At 72.5% G+C, this 16,917-nt stretch carries 16 protein-coding genes; 3 read left to right on the top strand and 13 right to left on the bottom strand.

Going from position 1 to position 16,917, the window contains the following annotated elements; translation table 11 throughout:
- Positions 1–69: 69 nt before the first annotated feature.
- On the top strand, positions 70–564 hold the full coding sequence (locus tag J7I94_RS26725) for an FBP domain-containing protein (protein ID WP_215170870.1): 495 nt from the start codon (positions 70–72) through the stop codon (positions 562–564).
- Here the strand turns inward: J7I94_RS26725 and J7I94_RS26720 are convergent.
- Positions 561–1,919, bottom strand: a complete 1,359-nt coding sequence (locus J7I94_RS26720) for an erythromycin esterase family protein (RefSeq protein ID WP_215170869.1) — start codon at positions 1,917–1,919, stop codon at positions 561–563. The genes J7I94_RS26725 and J7I94_RS26720 overlap by 4 nt on opposite strands.
- A gap of 291 nt (positions 1,920–2,210) precedes the next feature.
- Between J7I94_RS26720 and J7I94_RS26715 the strand changes: the two genes are divergently transcribed.
- Positions 2,211–3,458, top strand: coding sequence for an FUSC family protein (locus J7I94_RS26715; RefSeq protein ID WP_215170868.1), 1,248 nt, complete (start codon positions 2,211–2,213; stop codon positions 3,456–3,458).
- Positions 3,459–3,680: 222 nt separating this feature from the next.
- Here J7I94_RS26715 and J7I94_RS26710 read toward each other — a convergent pair whose 3' ends face one another.
- Together J7I94_RS26710 and J7I94_RS26705 are read right to left on the bottom strand one after the other, a co-directional pair.
- Entirely contained in the window at positions 3,681–4,406 is a 726-nt protein-coding gene (locus tag J7I94_RS26710; RefSeq protein WP_215170867.1) for a DUF2470 domain-containing protein, read from the bottom strand.
- A 105-nt stretch (positions 4,407–4,511) separates the two neighbouring features.
- Positions 4,512–5,120: a TetR/AcrR family transcriptional regulator gene (locus tag J7I94_RS26705; RefSeq protein ID WP_215170866.1), complete on the bottom strand. Its 609-nt coding sequence runs from the start codon at positions 5,118–5,120 to the stop codon at positions 4,512–4,514.
- A gap of 116 nt (positions 5,121–5,236) precedes the next feature.
- On the opposite strand from J7I94_RS26705, the gene J7I94_RS26700 reads away from it, so the two are divergent.
- Positions 5,237–6,784: a cytochrome P450 gene (locus J7I94_RS26700; RefSeq protein WP_215170864.1), complete on the top strand. Its 1,548-nt coding sequence runs from the start codon at positions 5,237–5,239 to the stop codon at positions 6,782–6,784.
- Here J7I94_RS26700 and J7I94_RS26695 read toward each other — a convergent pair.
- From J7I94_RS26695 to J7I94_RS26650, 10 genes are all read right to left on the bottom strand, one after another.
- The gene (locus J7I94_RS26695) at positions 6,752–7,567 is read right to left on the bottom strand and encodes a pentapeptide repeat-containing protein (protein WP_251075798.1); all 816 of its coding nucleotides are present in this window, start codon (positions 7,565–7,567) and stop codon (positions 6,752–6,754) included. The two genes, J7I94_RS26700 and J7I94_RS26695, sit on opposite strands and share 33 nt — an antisense overlap.
- A gap of 41 nt (positions 7,568–7,608) precedes the next feature.
- Positions 7,609–8,490: a sigma-70 family RNA polymerase sigma factor gene (locus J7I94_RS26690; RefSeq protein ID WP_215170894.1), complete on the bottom strand. Its 882-nt coding sequence runs from the start codon at positions 8,488–8,490 to the stop codon at positions 7,609–7,611.
- A gap of 5 nt (positions 8,491–8,495) precedes the next feature.
- Positions 8,496–9,248: a PIG-L deacetylase family protein gene (locus J7I94_RS26685; RefSeq protein WP_215170862.1), complete on the bottom strand. Its 753-nt coding sequence runs from the start codon at positions 9,246–9,248 to the stop codon at positions 8,496–8,498.
- Positions 9,249–9,305: 57 nt separating this feature from the next.
- Positions 9,306–10,607 carry an alpha/beta fold hydrolase gene (locus J7I94_RS26680; protein ID WP_215170860.1) on the bottom strand — a complete coding sequence of 434 codons (1,302 nt, stop codon included), beginning with the start codon at positions 10,605–10,607 and terminating at the stop codon, positions 9,306–9,308.
- Between the two features lie 109 nt (positions 10,608–10,716).
- Positions 10,717–11,742 carry a LacI family DNA-binding transcriptional regulator gene (locus tag J7I94_RS26675; protein ID WP_215170845.1) on the bottom strand — a complete coding sequence of 342 codons (1,026 nt, stop codon included), beginning with the start codon at positions 11,740–11,742 and terminating at the stop codon, positions 10,717–10,719.
- 103 nt (positions 11,743–11,845) lie between these two features.
- A complete protein-coding gene (locus tag J7I94_RS26670) occupies positions 11,846–13,261 on the bottom strand; it encodes a BNR repeat-containing protein (RefSeq protein WP_215170843.1) in 1,416 nt (471 codons plus the stop codon).
- Between the two features lie 19 nt (positions 13,262–13,280).
- Entirely contained in the window at positions 13,281–13,601 is a 321-nt protein-coding gene (locus J7I94_RS26665) for an L-rhamnose mutarotase (RefSeq protein ID WP_215170841.1), read from the bottom strand.
- 35 nt (positions 13,602–13,636) lie between these two features.
- Positions 13,637–14,719: a rhamnose ABC transporter substrate-binding protein gene (gene rhaS, locus J7I94_RS26660; protein ID WP_215170839.1), complete on the bottom strand. Its 1,083-nt coding sequence runs from the start codon at positions 14,717–14,719 to the stop codon at positions 13,637–13,639.
- A gap of 24 nt (positions 14,720–14,743) precedes the next feature.
- Complete coding sequence (locus J7I94_RS26655) at positions 14,744–15,769, bottom strand: ABC transporter permease (protein WP_215170837.1); 1,026 nt, start codon at positions 15,767–15,769, stop codon at positions 14,744–14,746.
- The gene (locus tag J7I94_RS26650; protein ID WP_215170835.1) at positions 15,762–16,802 is read right to left on the bottom strand and encodes an ABC transporter permease; all 1,041 of its coding nucleotides are present in this window, start codon (positions 16,800–16,802) and stop codon (positions 15,762–15,764) included. Before J7I94_RS26650 ends, J7I94_RS26655 begins: the two co-directional genes overlap by 8 nt.
- Between the last annotated feature and the right edge of the window lie 115 nt (positions 16,803–16,917).

The raw sequence follows: 16,917 nt of genomic DNA, 5'->3' as shown, positions 1-16,917 counted from the left end.
TAGGCCGGTTCCTAGACCCCCTAGGTTTGAGACCCCTGGGGTGCAGACCCCTAGGTTTTCGGAGACACCATGAGACCACTCGACGAACGGGACATCCGCTCGTCCTTCGTCAACTGCTCGAAGGGCGAGGCCAAGCGGCTGCCCCTGCCCCGCGATCTGGGCGACCGCCCCTGGGACGACCTGGACTTCCTGGGGTGGCGGGACCCGGGCGCGCCCGACCGAAGCTATCTGGTCGCCGAGCGCGAGGACCGTCCCGTCGGCGTGGCGCTGCGCTTCCAGCCGGGCCGGCGCGGCGTCCTGCAGCGCAGCCTGTGCTCGTTGTGCCTGACGACCCATCCGCGCGGCGGGGTCTCGCTGATGACCGCCCGCAAGGCGGGGCCGGCCGGGCGCGAGGGGAACTCGGTCGGGCTGTACATGTGCACCGACCTCGCCTGTTCCCTGTACTTGCGGGGCAAGAAGGTGCCGGAGAACGGGACCCGGTTCGAGGAGAGTCTCAGCCTGGAGGAGCAGGTCGCCCGGACGCTGGGCAACCTGGACGCGTTCCTCGGCAAACTGACGGCCTAACGGTCGCGCAGCCGGGCCGCCTCGACGCCGTGGAGGTGGATCAGCACGTCGTGAGCACGGGCGAGCGCGACGTCGTAGGGGCCGTCCGGACAGTCGGTGCCTATGCTGCGGGTCGGCCGGGCCTCGCGGAGCCAGGCCGCCGCCGGCGGGCCGACGGTCCGCAGGTCGACCAGGTAGTCGCGGTGCCGGACCCGGTCCAGGGTGTGCTCGTTGCCGCCGGGGCCCGCCGGTCCGAGCGTCCAGCGGTGGATGGCGCCGTCTCGTCCGGTGGCGTTGAGCGAGCCCCGGTCGAAGGTGAGACCGACGCTGACGTAGTCGTCGCCGAGACGGTCGCGCAGGAAGGCGCCCTGCATCCTCGGGTAGTGCTCCGGGTCCATCGTCTCGTAGGAGACATGGGCGTTGTGCGCGGACAGCAGCACCTTGGTGCCGGTGCGGCGCTGCCACCACAGGACGTTGTCGGCCATCGCCTCGTCCCGGTAGCGCATCGCCGCGGCGATCTGCGCCGGGTCGTCGAAGTCGAAAGCGTACTGCCGGGCGGTCCGGTCGATGACGGTGGCCTGCTGGACGGCCCAGTCGTACCCCGCGCGGTCGTCGGCTGGGCCCTGCCGCTCCAGCAGCCGCAGGGCCTCACCGGTGCGGTCGGCCGTCTCGCGGCGCTCGGCGTACGGCTTGCCGAGGTATTCCTCGATGTAGGTCCCCGTCGGCACGGCGGGCCGCAGCCCCCGGTACAGCTCGGCGATACGCGCGCTGAGCCGGGGATGACGTCCGGCGACGTACTCCATGACTTCGTCGTAGACCTCCGGGCCGGTCCAGGCGATGTCGTCGCCCAGGAAGCGCACGGGGTCGTCGGGATGCCGCACGTTGTACGCCCGCATCCACTCCACGAGTTTCAGGTATGCGGTGTTGTTCCACCACAGGTAGTCGCGCTGGAACTCGTCCCGCATGATGCGCCGAGGATCGCCCTTGCCGTGCACCACGTAGTCGTCGAGCCGCAGGCCGGTGCTCCAGCTCGCCTCCAGGGCGAAGGTACGGAAGCCCCGCTCCGTCACCAGGTGGCGGAAGACGCGGTCCTTGAGGGCGAAGAAGTCGTGGGAGCTGTGCGTGGCCTCGCCCAGTCCGACGACCCGGGCGTCACCGGTCATCCCGCTCAGTGGGCGCAGGTCACGTGTGTCACCGCCCGGTTCCACTGTGCGTAACGGGTGGGCGGCCCGCTCGAGTGCCGTCACGACCGCCGGTCCCGGCTGTGTCGCCGCCACGGTGGGGGACGGCGGGACCGCCGCCACGGTTGGGGTGCCGAGGGTGAGCGCGCCGAGAGCGACGGGCAGCGTCAGGGCCATCGCCATGTGTCGCGCCATGCCTTGCTTCTTCATGATCCAAGGCTGCCGCGCCGCGGACGGCCGACGCCATGAGGTCGGCCCCCGTCCTCGACTGCGGAAAACCACGGGCGGGCACTGAGGTTTTCCACAGGTTCCGGCACCTTTCCGGCATCTATGTGGCGCCTTCCGGCACCGTTCCGGCACCTGGACCCGCGCCACACGTCCGGCCCCGCGTGGCGCGTGGGAGCGGGGTGACTCCTCCGCCTCCGGTTACGGTCCGTTCTGTCCATTGACGTTCGTTGCACCTGGGGAAGGGGAACAGACCCGAGGATGCTGGATGTACGTGAGAGGTCAGTGTCCCTGGCACGGTCGTTGAGGACGGCGCACCGCGACCCCGTGGTGGTGCAGGCGTTCCGCTCGGCGGCCGCCGCGTCGATCGCCTATGTGATCGCGGTGCGGCTGAGTCCCGAACCCGCGCCGCTCACCGCTCCCCTCACCGCGCTGCTGGTCGTGCAGGTCACCCTGTACGCCACGCTGAAGATGAGCATCCGCCGTGTGAACGCCGTGGTGGCGGGCGTCCTGGTGGCCATCGTCTTCAGCTCGGTGGTGGGACTGAGCTGGTGGAGTCTGGCCCTGATCATCGTGGCCGCCCTGGGTGTCGGACATCTGGTGCGGGCGCACGAGTTCACGGCCGAGGTGGCGATCAGCGCCATGCTGGTGCTCGGGGTGACCGCGCACGGGGCGCTGGCGTGGGCCCGGGTGGTGGAGACACTGATCGGGGCGATCGTCGGACTGGCGTTCAATCTGGTCCTCGCTCCCCCGGTGTGGGTGGAACAGGCCGGCGCGTCGATCGAGAACCTGGCGCGGCGGCTGAGGCAGCTGATGCTGCGGGTGGGTGAGGAGGCCGCCGACAACACCCCGTTCCTGCAGGCGGCGGCGCGGCTGCACGAGGCCCGCGCCCTGGACCACGACATCGCCGAGGTGGACGAGGACCTGCGGCAGGCGGAGGACAGCCTGCGGTTCAACCCGCGGGTGCGCGAGGGGCTGCTGCACCGGGTGGTGCTGCGCACGGGCCTGGACACGCTGGAGATCTGCACGGTCGTCCTGCGGGTGCTGGCGCGCACGCTGACCGACCTGGCCAAGGAACGCGAGCCCGAGCCGCTGTTCCCGGCGGAGACGGGCGCCACCGTGGAACAGCTGCTGTCCGAGATCGGGGACGCGGTGGTCAGTTTCGCGGTACTGGTCACCACCAGCGCCAGCGAGAACGCCGAGTCCGCGGAGGAGCGGCTGACCGCCGAACTGCGGCAGGCAGCGGTGACCCGGGACAAGCTCGCCCGACTGCTCCTGGAGGAGGTGCAGCGCGACGCCCGGCTGTGGCAGCTCCAGGGCGCGGTGCTGACCGAGGTCAACCGCATCATCGACGAGATGGACACCGAGCACCGTTCGCGCCGGCTGCTGGAGGAACTGGACCGCCACACCCGGGAGCAGCGCGAACGCCGGCCCCGGCTGGCCCGGCTGCGGGACTGGCTGCGCGGCAGGCGCCCGCTGCGACGTACGCGGGGGGCCTCCGGCGGATGACCGGCCTGAGGGGCGAGGGGCAGGGCGGCGCGAGGGAGTACGGCCCTGCTGTCGCGTCTGGCGACACGGCCACGGACCGCGACCGTCAACCCGCACGACCGCCGGCCCCACACGACCGTCAACCCGCACGACCGCCGGCCCCGCACGGCCGTCGTTCCCACCAGCCACCGGCCCGGCCCAGCGGCCCAGCCCCCGTCGGCCACCGCCGGTGAAGCGGCCGCCTCACCCGTCGCTCTCCGTGCGCTGCCGGTGGAGCGCGCGCGGGCAGGACGCGCCGCTCGCCTGGGTGAGCAGTACGTGCATGCGCTCGGTGAGCTGCGCGATGTCGTCGGCGGGCCGGTGGAACGGCAGGCGTACGTCACCGTGGGCACCGGCGCGTTCGATGCGCAGCGTCAGTCCGTGCCGGTCGACGGCGAGCGGCCGGACCCGGACGACGCCGTGCAGGCTGTCGGGGTCGACGAGCCGGGTGAGCCGCTCCACCGCGTCACCGTGGCAGTCGGCGAGGTGGGTCAGCAGCCGGGCCTCGGCCGTGGCCAGCGGGTCGGGTTTCGCGGCGCCGAACTCATCCCGGTCGACCACCACGGAACCGGACTGCTGACGCAGCACCACGCGGGTGGGATGGAAGGCCAGGTGGCCCTCCTCGACGGCCATCCAGCCCGCCATCCACAGCCGGGCCCGGATCCTGCCGCGCACCGGGACGGGCGCGACGTCGGCGAACTCCAGGACGGCCGAAGGCTCCCCTCTGGGCGCGCAGATCGCCGCCCCGAGCAGGGCGCTGTCCTCGGGCACGCGCAGCAGCACCCGGCCGTCGTCCGCCACGGAGTGCGCGCCGACGAACTCCTCGCGCCCGCCCTCCGCGGTCACCGCGCAGGACCACGCGGCGGCGAGCACGGACCGGGCACGCTCCGCCGCCGCGGGCGCGGCAGTCCAGGTCTGGCTGTCTGCCATCCCAACCTCCTTAGGTAAGCCTTGCCTAACCTACCGAAGATCGGAGTGTGCGCCAACCAGGACGCGTGATCTTTACGAGACCTTCAGGGTGCGGGACGTGCCGCGTCAGGGCGCGAGCGTGCCGAACAGCGCGCGGGCGCACAGGTCGCGCACCTCTTCCCGGGCCGGCTCCCCCTCGCGCAGCCACTCCAGACAGATGGCGGTGGTGAAGGCCAGCCAGCCCATTACCGCCAGCCGGACGTCGGGCCGCCCCGCGAACTCCGCGCCGAAGCCGGGGTCGGCGGCCAGCGCGTCCAGGATCTGCCGCTGCTGGGCGGCCAGCGCCTGCCCGTAGACGCGGCGCACGGCCGGGTCCCCCGCGGCGTCGGCGCGGTGAAAGGCCCGGTAGCCGTGCGCGTGCTCCTCGACGTACCGCAGATACGCGTCGAGGCCGGCGGCGAGTTGTTCGCGTACCGGGACGCCGGGCACGGCCGCCGTCATCCGCAGCATCCGCTCGCTCTCGCGCTCGACGACCGCCGCGAAGAAGTCCCGTTTGGCCGGGAAGTAGTGGTAGAGCAGCCCCCGGGAGACGCCCGCGATCTCGGCGACCCGCTCGATCCACACCTCGTCGTAGGGGCTCTCCGAGAACAACCGCGCCCCCACCGACAGCAGTTGCTCCCGGCGTTCCCCGGTGCTGAGCCGGCGGCGGACGCGCTCACCCTGGTTGGCGGCCATGCCCGCACCTTACTTGACGTGGATTCGACAACGGGCCGAGACTGAGGCGGCGCGCTGTTGAACCCACGTACAACACCCCACGCACCACACCCCCACCTACAGACGGAGACAGCGTCATGGCGGAGACGAGGGACGGACTGCCGAAAGGGTTCCGCAGTGCCGAGCTGGGCTGGCCCGAGCTGGAGCGAATACCCCGTCCGCCGCACCGGCTCCCGCTGCTCGGGGACGTGCTCGGCGCGAGCCGGCGCACTCCCCTCCAGGGCACGATGCGCCAGGCGGAGCGGCTGGGGCCGATCTTCCGGCGGCGGGCCTTCGGCAAGGAGTTCGTGTTCGTGTGGGGCGCGGCCCTCGCGGCCGAGCTGGCGGACGACGCGCGGTTCGCCAAGCACGTCGGCCTGGGCGTGGCCAATCTGCGCCCGGTCGCCGGGGACGGGCTGTTCACGGCGTACAACCACGAGCCCAACTGGCAGCTCGCGCACGACGTCCTCGCCCCGGGGTTCAGCCGTGAGGCGATGGCGGGCTACCACCCGATGATGCTGGACGTGGCGGACCGGCTCCTCGCCCACTGGGACCGCGCGGGGGCGGCGGGCCGGGCGGTCGACGTGCCCGGGGACATGACCAAGCTGACGCTGGAGACGATCGCGCGCACCGGGTTCGGGCACGACTTCGGGTCCTTCGAACGGTCCCGGCCGCATCCCTTCGTGACCGCGATGGTCGGCGCGCTCACCTTCGCGCAGCGCCGCAACACCGTGCCCGGTCCGCTCGCCCCGTGGCTGCTGCGCCGCGCGAGCCGCCGCAACGCGGCCGACATCGCCTTTCTGAACCGCACCGTCGACGACCTGGTCCGCGCCCGCCGCACCGGAGAGGGGAACGGGGATCTGCTCGACCGGATGCTGGAGACCGCCCATCCCGGCACCGGGGAGCGGCTGTCGGCGCGGAACGTGCGCCGCCAGGTCATCACCTTCCTGGTGGCCGGGCACGAGACGACGTCGGGCGCGCTCTCCTTCGCCCTGCACTACCTCTCCCGCCGTCCCGAGGTGGCCGACCGGGCCCGCGCCGAGGTGGACCGGGTGTGGGGCGGCACGGCGGCCCCGGGCTACGGACAGGTGGCGAAGCTGCGGTACGTCCGCCGGGTCCTGGACGAGTCGTTGCGGCTGTGGCCGACCGCGCCCGCCTTCGCCCGGGAGGCCCGCGCGGACACGGTGCTCGGCGGGGTCCATCCGATGCGGCCCGGCGCGTGGGCCCTGGTCCTCACGCCGATGCTGCACCGCGACCCCGAGGTGTGGGGGCCGGACGCCGAGCGGTTCGACCCGGACCGGTTCGAGGCGGCGGCCGTACGGTCCCGCGCCCCGCACACCTTCAAGCCGTTCGGCACGGGCGCGCGGGCCTGCATCGGACGGCAGTTCGCGCTGCACGAGGCCACGCTGGTCCTCGGACTGCTGCTGCGCCGCTACGACCTGCGGCCGGACCCGGAGTACCGGCTGCGGGTGACCGAGCGGCTGACGCTGATGCCGGAGGGACTGCGGCTGCGCCCCGAGCGGCGGCGGACCGCCGCGTCCGCCGCGTCCCTCGCGGCCGAGGCGCCGGCGGTGCCCGCACCGGGCCGGGAACCGGAGCCGGAGCCGTCAGAGTCACGCTGTCCAGTGCACCGGGCGGGTGACTGACCCCGGCAGCCGGGTGCCGGAACTCCCCCGGGCCGCGTTCGCCTGGGGCTGGGTCAGGAAGAACGCCCCCGTCAGGTCCGCGTCCGTCAGGTCGGTGTCCCTGAGGTCCGCTCCGATGAGGTCCGCGCCGCGCAGGTCGGCGCCGGTCAGGTCGGCCGCGATGAGACAGGCCCCGCGCAGGTCGGCGCCCCGCAGATCGGCCCCGCGCAGCCGGGCACCCAGCAGGTCGGCACGCCGGCGGCTCTTCCCGCGGCCACCGGACCGGGCCCGCGCCAGCTCGCTGACGCGCAGCAGGAGTACGTCGACCTGCCGACGGTGCGCCGCCACGTCGAGCGCGGCCAGCTCCTCCGGGGTGCCGCCCGCCAGCCGCTCGGTCCGCTCCCGCATCCGGCGCAGGTCGCCGTGGACCGGACGGGCGGCCGGCAGGGTCAGCGCCTCGGTGAGGTACCAGAGCAGTTCGTGCAACTGCCGCACCAGCGGGAACACCTCGTTCATGGCGCCGGTCCGCCGGTCCGCCCCGCCGAAGGTGACCCGTGAGACCCGCTGCCCCGCGCCGAAGCAGTCGTAGACCGTGCAGCCGGTGAAGCCGCGCTGCCGCAGCCGGTCGTGGATGCCGCAGCGGTGGTCGTCGCCGAGGTTCGGGCAGGGCCGGCCGGCCTCCTTGTCGAAGGCGAAGTCCGCCGAGGCGGCGAACGGCAGGGCGACACAGCACAGGCCGAAGCACCGGGCGCAGTCGCCTCGCAGGTCCCCGAGGGACGGCCGCTGGGCCGTGTCGTGCCGCATGGCGGCCAGCATACGGAACATCCGTTCGACGCTGGTCGGATTTATGCGTCGGGCAGCTCCAGTCGGTCGAGGCGGTCGGTGTCGGCCAGGATGTACAGCTCGGTGATCCGGCCGTCGACAACGGTGACGGTCAGCACGGACACGGGCTGCCCGGCGCGCCGGGCCACCACTCCGACCGCGCCGTTGACCAGCACGAACCGTGTCCGGACGGCGTCCTGACGGAAGAGCCGGGCCTGTTCGGCCACCGTGCGGGCGCCGCGTACCAGCCGGGACAGGGAGCTGCCGGCGTCCGCCCGCAGCACCACATCCGGATGGAGGACGGCGACCAGCGCCTCGAAGTCGCCGGCACGGCTGGCGGCCAGGAATGCCTCCAGCGCCTTGCGCTGCCGCCCGAGGTCGGGGTCGGAGCCCGGGGCCGCGTCCCGTGCCCGGCGCCGGGCACGGCTGGCGAGCTGCCGGGTGGCGGCCGGGGAGCGCTCCACGACCGGCGCGATGTCGTCGAACGGCACGGCGAACATGTCGTGCAGGACGAACGCCAGCCGCTCGGCGGGCTCCAGGGTCTCCAGCACCACCAGCAGGGCCGTGCCCACCGAGTCGGCGTGCAGCGCCTCCTGCTCCGGGTCGCCGGACGGAAACGGCGTGATCAGCGGGTCGGGGACGAACGCACCGGCGTCCTCGGCCATCGGCTCCTCGCGGCGGGTGGCGCGGGAACGCAGCATGTCGAGGCAGATCCGGCCGGTGACGGTGGTCAGCCAGCCGCCGAGGTTGTCGATGCCGTCGGCGCCCGTGCGGGCCAGCCGTATCCATGCCTCCTGTACGGCGTCCTCGGCCTCGGTCAGGGAGCCGAGCATGCGGTAGGCCACCGCGCCGAGGCGGCCGCGGTGCTCCTCGAACCGGTCGGCCAGCTGCTCCGCGGCGTCCACGCCGGTCACCGGCCGAACACCTGGAACGCGACCGCCGGCCGGCCGCCGAACCGCTCCCCGGTGGCCCGCGCGTACGGCAGGACGATGCCGCGGACGTACTCCTCCGGGTCCTGGTCGGTCAGCGCCTCGATGTAGGTGCGGTGTTCGAGCAGGGAGCGGACCGCGCGCTCCAGGCCGTCCGTGGCGTCCACGGCGTGGGTGGGCGTGTCGGAACCGGCGACGGCGACCCAGCGGACGCCGTTCCACGGCTGGAGGCCCTGGTCGGTCAGCTCGGGGAAGATCCAGCGGTTGCCTGCGTCCGCCACCGCGTCCAGCGCGGCCCGGCCGACGGCCACGTGGTCCGGGGTGTTCCAGTACGTCCCGCCCCAGACCTCCTCCCGGTGGGTGAGGGTGATGACGAGTTCGGGGCGGTGCCGGCGGATCGCGGCGGCGATGTCCCGGCGCAGCGCGGTGCCGTACTCGACGACGCCGTCCGGGTGGTCGAGGAACTCGACCTCCGTCACGCCGACCACGGCGGCGCTCGCCCGCTGCTCGCGCTCGCGCAGCGGGGCGCACTCGGCGGGCGGGAGGGTGTCGATGCCCGCCTCGCCGCGGGTGGCGAGGACGTAGGCCACCTCACGGCCCGCGTCGGTCCACACGGCGATCGCCGCGGAGCAGCCGTACTCCAGGTCGTCCGGGTGGGCCACGACGGCGAGGGCGCGCCGCCAGTCGTCGGGCATGGGCTCCAGGGGTGAAGCAGACGTCGTCGGCTCGGTCATGCTCCGCAGACTAGCCCGGCCCACTGACAGCGCACCCGGCGTCGGCGCGCGCGGTGCTCAGACCTCGTCGCGGGCGAGGGCGAGCAGCCGGTCCAGGACGCGGGGGCCGCCGGCCCGGACGCCGTCGTGCTCGAACTCGTCGGTGACCCAGGTGCGCAGGCCACGGACGGCGCGGGCGGTGGTCAGGGCGTGGCCGGTGTCGACGTACATGTCGTCGTGGTAGACGGCGGCGGCGACGGGTACCTCGTTGGCCGCGAGGCGGGCGGGGTCGTACAGGGGGGTCCAGTCGGTGCGGGCGGCGAGCAGGTCGGCGGTCTCGCGCAGCGGGCGCAGGGCCGGATCGCAGTCGAACATCCAGGGGTGGATGGTCTCGCCGGTGAACAGCAGCGGTTCGTCGCCCGCGAGGGCCTTGGCGGCGTCGAAGCGCGGGAACTCGGCGCGGACGCGCTCGGCGGACCAGTTCGTCGGGCGGGCGTCCTGGGCGTAGATCGCCTCGTGGATCAGCGCGTACAGCGGGTTGGCCGCGAACGACAGCAGGCCCTGGACCTGTTCCTGGAAGGCGTCGGACAGTGCGTGGCCGCCGGGGGTGCGGACGAAGGCGTCCTCCAGCAGGAAGTGCAGGCGGTGGCTGCCCTCGCCGGCGCCGAGCATGATGCCCAGCGACTGGAACGCCTCCACCGTGAACCGGTAGCCGTTCGGCAGGACCACGTCGTGGGTGAGGAGGTGGTCGGCGATGCGGCGGGCGCGTTCGACGTCCTGGGGGTAGCGGGCGTAGTGGGCGGCGACCTTGCGTTCGACACGGGGGTAGGCGGCCCGGTAGACGTCGTCGGCGTGGGCGTCGAGGGAGGGCAGGCCGCCGGTGATCAGGGCGGTGGCGAGGCCCTCGGGGGCCAGGGAGAGGTAGGCGACGGTGCAGAAGCCACCGAAGCTCTGGCCGAGGACGGTCCAGGGGGCGCCGCCGGTGACCTGGGGGCGGATCGCCTCGCAGTCCAGGACGATGGAGTCGGTGCGGAAACGGGTGAGGTGGTCGGCCTGCTGGGCGGGGCCGCCGCGCAGCGGGAGGGTCTGCCGGTTGGCGGGGGTGGAGGCGCCCGTTCCGCGCTGGTCGAGCAGGAGGACGCGGTACTCCTTGAGGGCGCGGCCGAGCCAGGCCGGCTTGCCGATGAAGCGGTTGGCTCCGAAGCCGGGGCCGCCCTGGAGGTAGAGCAGCCACGGCAGGTCCCGGTCCGCCTTGTCGCTGGCGACGGCCTCGCGGGCGTACAGCTCGATCGTCTCCCCGCCGGGGTCGGCGTGGTCGAGGGGGACGGTGAAGCGGCGGTCGGTGAGGACGACGCCGGGCTGGCGGTAGCTGACGCTCAACGAGGACTCCCGGTCTGCTGGGGCGGACGGTTTTCCGGCCGTGCCCCAGTTCAGCACAGGGACGTCCGGTCGCCGACCCCGGGACCGGGAGATCCTGCGCGGCGGGCGGTCAGCGGGCGGCGAGACTGGAGCGCCGCACCACCAGTTCGGGCTGGAGCACGACCTTGCGGTGCTCGTGCGGTGCCCCCGTCGCCTCCGCCTCGGTCTCCTCCAGGAGCAGATCGGCGGCGAGCGCGCCCATGGTCTGGGCGGGCTGCCGTACGGAGGTGAGCGGGACGGCCGCGGCGGCGGCGAACTCGATGTCGTCGTAACCGACGATGGCGAGATCGTCGGGGACGCCGACCCCGGCCGCGTACATGGCCTGGAGGACGCCGAGGGCGAGCAGGTCGTTGGCGCAGAAGACGGCGGTGGGCCGGTCGGCGAGGCCGAGGAGGCGGGCGCCGGCGTCCCGGCCCGCGGCGACGTCGAGCCGTTCGGTGGGCAGTTCGCGCAGCGCGTCGGGGCCGAGGCCGGCCTCGGTGAGGGCGCGCAGGGCGCCGGTGCGGCGGTCGTGGACCTGGTTGAGGCCGGGCGGGCCGCTGACGTAGGCGATGGAGCGGTGTCCGGCGTCGACGAGGTGGCGCACGGCCAGCGCGCCGCCCGCGATGTCGTCGACGGAGACCGAGCACTCGGTGGTGCCCTCGGCGACCCGGTCGACCAGCACGAAGGGGATGTTGTGCCGCCGGAAGGTGTCGATGTTGCGGCCGGTGGCGTCGGCCGGGGTGAGCAGGACGCCGCGCACCCGCTGTTCGGCGAAGAGGGAGAGGTACTCGGCTTCCTCGCCGGGGTTCTGGGCGCTGTTGCAGACCATCACGCCGAGTCCGGCGTCCCGGGCGGCGCGCTCGGCGCCGCGGGCGACGTCGACGAAGAAGGGGTTGCCCATGTCGAGGACGAGCAGGCCCATGATCCGGCTGCGGCCGGCGCGCAGTTGACGCGCGGACTCACTGCGGACGTAGCCGAGCCGGTCGATCGCCGAGAGCACGCGCGCCCGGGTCTCGGTGGCGACGGTGTCCGGGCGGTTGATGACGTTCGAGACCGTGCCCACGGAGACTCCGGCGGCACGGGCGACGTCCTTGATACCCACCGACTGGGCCATCGGGGAGGGACCTCCAGGGTCGAGCTAGGGGAATGCCGGGGCGACGCGGGGCGGCGGCCGGGAGACCTTCACACTACCGTCGCCGCCCCAGGGAGGGCCGCCGTCACACGGGCAGCCGGAAGTCCACGACGCGCAGCGGGGAGGGCGTGGTGCCGGTGGACCGCTCCTGGTACAGCACCGAGAGCACCCCGTCCTGGGGCACGCGTGTCTCGTCCACGAGGACCTCGCCGAAGGCGTTCAGGTCCGCGCCGTCGTACAGCAGCCGCCAGTCGGTGTACCCGGACGCCCGCGAGGCGGCGGCGATCCGGCCGTAGGGGAGGACCGCGTAGGCGTTGTCGTACCGGTCCAGGACCAGCCGGGTGCGCTGGCTGGAGCCGAGCGGGACGGGGATCTCGGTCTTCTGCCAGTCGCCGGCGGCGTTCTTGCGCAGGTGGAAGGCGCGGCCGTTGGCGGTGCGGTCGGCCACGTAGTCGGTGGTGCACTGGCCGAAACGGCCGGGGACGTACGAGATGATCGCGTGCGGGCGGCCGGCGGAGTCGGTGGCCTGGCTCTCCTGGTTCATCAGGGAGTGGTCGGGGTTGAGCGGGTCCACCACCAGGCCGGGGTCGGTGACGGAGACGAGGTCGGAGCCGCCGGTGGTGGCCACGGCAGCCCCGGCGTCGTTGCGCCAGGTGCGGCCCCGGTCGTCGGAGTACACGTAGCCGGTGTCGTGGTTGGTGAGGCCGCCCGGGGAGCACATCACGGCGGCGTTCTGCTCGCGCCAGGTGAAGAAGGCGTGCAGCCGGCCGCGCCGGTCGTAGTCGATGCCGTGCAGGTACATGTTGCGGGCGGTGGAGCTGCCGTGCTCGCTGGTGTAGGTGCCGGTGGAGGCGCTCCACTCCCCCAGCGCCGTCCACCGGGTGCCGTCGTACTCGGCCAGCGCGTTGCGGCCGTTGCCGGAGACGCCGGCGCGGTAGCTGAGCTGGAGGCGGCCCTCGGGGGTGGCGACGAACTGCGGATAGGTGAACTGAGTGGTGAGGGCGAGGCCGTCGAGCGTGGACTGCGGGGCGCCGAAGCTGTCGGCGGTCCAGCTCTTGCGGGTCGGGCGGTCCAGGAGCCCGGCGGCGGACTTGACGTAGGTGAAGCCGTCGCTGTGGGAGTCCAGGTTGAGGTGGAGGCGGCCGTCGGTGCGGGAGACGCCCATGGAGATGACGTTGTGGGAGTCGTCGTAGCGCAGGGTGTGGCCGATGCGGAGGGTCTGCCAGGTGGTGTCCCCCAGTCCGCGGCGGGCGACGACCGCGTCGCGGTCGGCGGTGTACCAGGCCGCGTACTGGTGGCCCTTGTAGGTGAGCAGGCCGTTCTTCTGGAAGGAGTTGTTGTTGACCAGGCCGTCGTAGGACACGAAGTAGATGGCCCGGGTGTCGAGGGTGGTGGTGCCCGTCCGGGTGACGGAGGGGCCGGGGGTGGCGGCGGCGCGGGCGGTGCCGCTGGTGAGGACGGGGGCGGCGAGGGCGCCGGCCAGCAGGGTACGTCGTCTCATGCGGGGGCTCCGTGGGTGTTCAGGCGAGGTGGAACACTTCGGTGAGCGGCTTCATCGCCTCGTCCGGGCGGTCGCCGTCCAGGGACTCGAAGAAGGGGGCCATCTCCGCCTGCCACCGGGCGTTGACCTCGGTGGCCGCCATGCCCGCCTGGGCGGCCTCGAAGTCCTCGGTCTCCAGGTAGCCGACGAGCAGGCCGTCGTCTCTCAGGAAGAGGGAGTAGTTGTGCCAGCCGGTGGCCGAGAGAGCCTGCTGCATCTCCGGCCACACGGCGGCGTGGCGTTCGCGGTACTCGGCGAGCTTGTCCTCGCGGACCTTGAGCAGGAAACAGACGCGCTGCATGAAGTACCGCTCCTCCCTGGTGGACTGACTGACCGTCAGAAGTCGTACTGGTCGATGTTCTCGGCGTCGAAGACGGTGGGCTTGCCGAGGTTGATCACGCCGTCCGCGCCGATGGTGTACTCGCCCATGTCACCGGCCTTGAACGTCTCGCCCTCCTTGCCGGTGATCTGGCCGGAGGCCAGGGCGACGGCGGTGCGGGCGGCCAGTTCGCCGAGCTTGGCCGGGTCCCACAGCTCGAACTCGTCGACGGTGCCGTTCTTGACGTACTTGCGCATGTCGTTGGGGGTGCCGAGGCCGGTCAGTTTGACCTTGCCCTTGTACTTGGAGCCGGACAGGTACTGGGCGGCGGCCTTGATGCCGACGGTGGTCGGGGAGATGATCCCCTTCAGGTTCGGGTGCTCCTGCAGCAGGCCCTGGGTCTGCTGGAACGACTTCTGGGCGTCGTCGTCGCCGTAGGCGACCTTGACCAGTTTGATGTCCTTGTACTTGGGGTCCTTCAGCTCGTCCTTCATGATCTCGATCCAGGCGTTCTGGTTCGTCGCGGTCTGCGCGGCGGACAGGATCGCGATCTCACCCTTGTTGCCGATCTGCTCGGCGAGCAGCTGCACCTGGGTGCGGCCGAGGTCGTCGGCGGAGGCCTGGGAGATGAAGGCGTTGCGGCACTCGGGGTTGGCGTCCGAGTCGTAGGTGACGACCTTGATGTCGTTCTTCATGGCCTGCTTCAGGGCGGTGCACAGGGCGCCGGGGTCCTGCGCGGAGACGGCCATCGCGTCGACCTGCTGCTGGGTGAGCGTGTTGACGTAGGAGACCTGGCCCGCGGTGTCGGTGCCGCTGGAGGTGCCGACCTCCTTGTAGGTGGAGCCCAGCTCCTTCAGTGCCTTCTCGCCGCCCTTGTCGGCGACGGTGAAGTACGGGTTGTTGACCTGCTTCGGCAGGAAGCCGACGGTCAGGCCCTTCTTGGTCGCGGCGTTCGGGTCGGCCTTGCCGGCCGCGGCGGCGGAGCCGCCCTCGTTCTCGACGTCCTTCTTGGTCGTGCCGCCGCAGGCGGTGACCGCGAGGGCGAGGGAGGTGACGGCGGCCAGGGCCGCACAGGTACGGCGGATCGACGACTTGCGCATGGCGGAGTCCTTAGGGAGACGTATTTACGACGTGGGTGCGGGCGTCTTCGACAGAGGTGGCGCCGACCCTGCCCGGCGGCCCGCCCTCGCGACGGAGATCTGGCGCGCGACCCTTGGGCCGAGCACGGAGAGGACGAGCAGGACGCCGGTGACGACGATCTGCGACTGGGCGGAGACGTCCTGGAGGCTCATCACGTTCTGCAGCGCGCCGAGCAGGAAGACACCGGCGATCGCGCCGCCGAGGGTGCCCTTGCCGCCGTCGAAGTCGATGCCGCCGAGCAGGACGGCGGCGACGACCGAGAGTTCGAGGCCGGTGGCGTTGTCGTAGCGGGCGCTGGCGTAGTGCAGGGCCCAGAAGACACCGGTGAGGGAGGACAGCAGGCCGGTGAGGACGAACAGCATCAGTTTCTGCCGCTTGACCCGGATGCCGGCGAACCGGGCGGCCTCCTCGCTGGCGCCGATCGCGAACAGCGCCCGGCCGAACGGGGTGGCGTGCAGCGCGACCACGGCGATGGCCAGCAGGACCAGGAAGGGGAGCAGGGCGTACGGGATGAAGGTGTCCCCGATACGTCCGGCGGCGAAGTCCAGGTACTGCGAGGGGAAGTCGGTGACCGCGTCGGAGCCGAGCACGATCTGGGCGATGCCCCGGTAGGCGGCCATGGTGCCGATGGTGACGGCGAGGGAGGGCAGGCCGAGCCGGGTCACCAGCAGGCCGTTGACGAGCCCGCAGACGACACCGAGGACGAGGCAGAGCGGGATGATCGTCTCGATGGTCATGCCCTGGTTCCACAGGGCGCCCATCACCGCGCCGGACAGACCGGCCGTGGAGGCGACGGAGAGGTCGATCTCGCCGGCCACCACGAGCAGCGTCATCGGCAGGGCGATCAGGGCGATCGGCAGGGTGTTGCCGATCAGGAACGACAGGTTCAGGGAGTTGCCGAAGCCGTCGACGAAGCCGAAGGACAGCAGTACGACCACGATGAGCAGGGCGCCGACGACGGTGTCCCAGCGGACGGCGCGCGAGAGGCGTGAGGCCGGGGCGTCAGCCATGGCGGGCGTTCCTCTTCTTCAGGGCGGTGGCCACGCGCAGGGCGACGATCCGGTCGACCGCGATGGCGAGGATGAGCAGGATGCCGTTGATCGCCATCACCCAGACCGAGCTGACGCCGAGGGCGGGCAGCACGCTGTTGATGCTGGTCAGCAGCAGTGCGCCGAGGGCGGCGCCGTAGACGCTGCCGGAGCCGCCGGTGAAGACGACGCCGCCGACGACGACCGCGCTGACGACGGTGAGTTCGTAGCCGTTGCCGGTGCCGGAGTCGACGTTGCCGAACCGGGCCAGGTACAGGGCTCCGGCGAGGCCCGCGAGGGCGCCGCAGAAGGTGTAGGCGGCCAGGATGCGCTTGCGCACCGGGATGCCGGCGAGGCGGGCGGCCTCGGGGTTGGAGCCGAGCGCGTACAGCTCGCGTCCGCCGCCGAACTGCTTGAGGTAGTACGCCGTCGCCACCACGACCGCCAGGGCGATCAGCGCGAGGTAGGGCACCGCGGAGACGCCGCCGGAGCCGAAGTCGACGAAGCCGCCGGGCAGGTCGGCCGCGGTGATCTGGCGGGAGCCGACCCAGATGGAGTCGATGCCGCGGATGATGTACAGCGTGCCGAGGGTGACGACGAGGGCGGGCACCTGGCCGAGGCTGACCAGCAGCCCGTTGAGCAGGCCGAAGCCGACGCCCAGGAGCACGGCGAGGGCGATGGCGACGACGGAGCTGCCGCCGCCCTGGAGGTAGGTGCCGGCGGCGAAGGCGCTGATGCCGAGCGTGGAGCCGACCGACAGGTCGACGTTGCGGGTGATGACGACCAGGGACTGGCCGGTGGCGACCAGGACCAGGATGGTCGCGTTGAGCAGCAGGTCCTTGATGCCCTGTTCGGACAGGAACTCGCTGTTGCCCGCCTGGGTGACGGCGATCATCACCAGGAAGACGACCAGGATGGCCAGTTCGCGCATCTTGAAGACGCGGTCGACCAGCCGGGTGGCGCCGGCCTCGGGCAGCTCGGCGACGGGGGCCTTGTCGGGGGCGGTGACCGTCATGCGGCGGCCCTCCCCATGGAACACGGGGACACGGGGGCGGCCCTTCCGGTCGAGGTCGTACGGCGAGCTTCCGGGGCGGCCGTCGCGGTCGAGAACGCACGGCGACCCTCCGGGG

Origin of the sequence: Streptomyces sp. ISL-12, assembly GCF_018614415.1 — a bacterium.
In the GTDB taxonomy this organism is placed as follows: Bacteria; Actinomycetota; Actinomycetes; order Streptomycetales; family Streptomycetaceae; genus Streptomyces.
The sequence above is the reverse complement of the archived record's forward strand: the minus strand, read 5'-3'. Positions and strand labels throughout refer to the sequence as shown.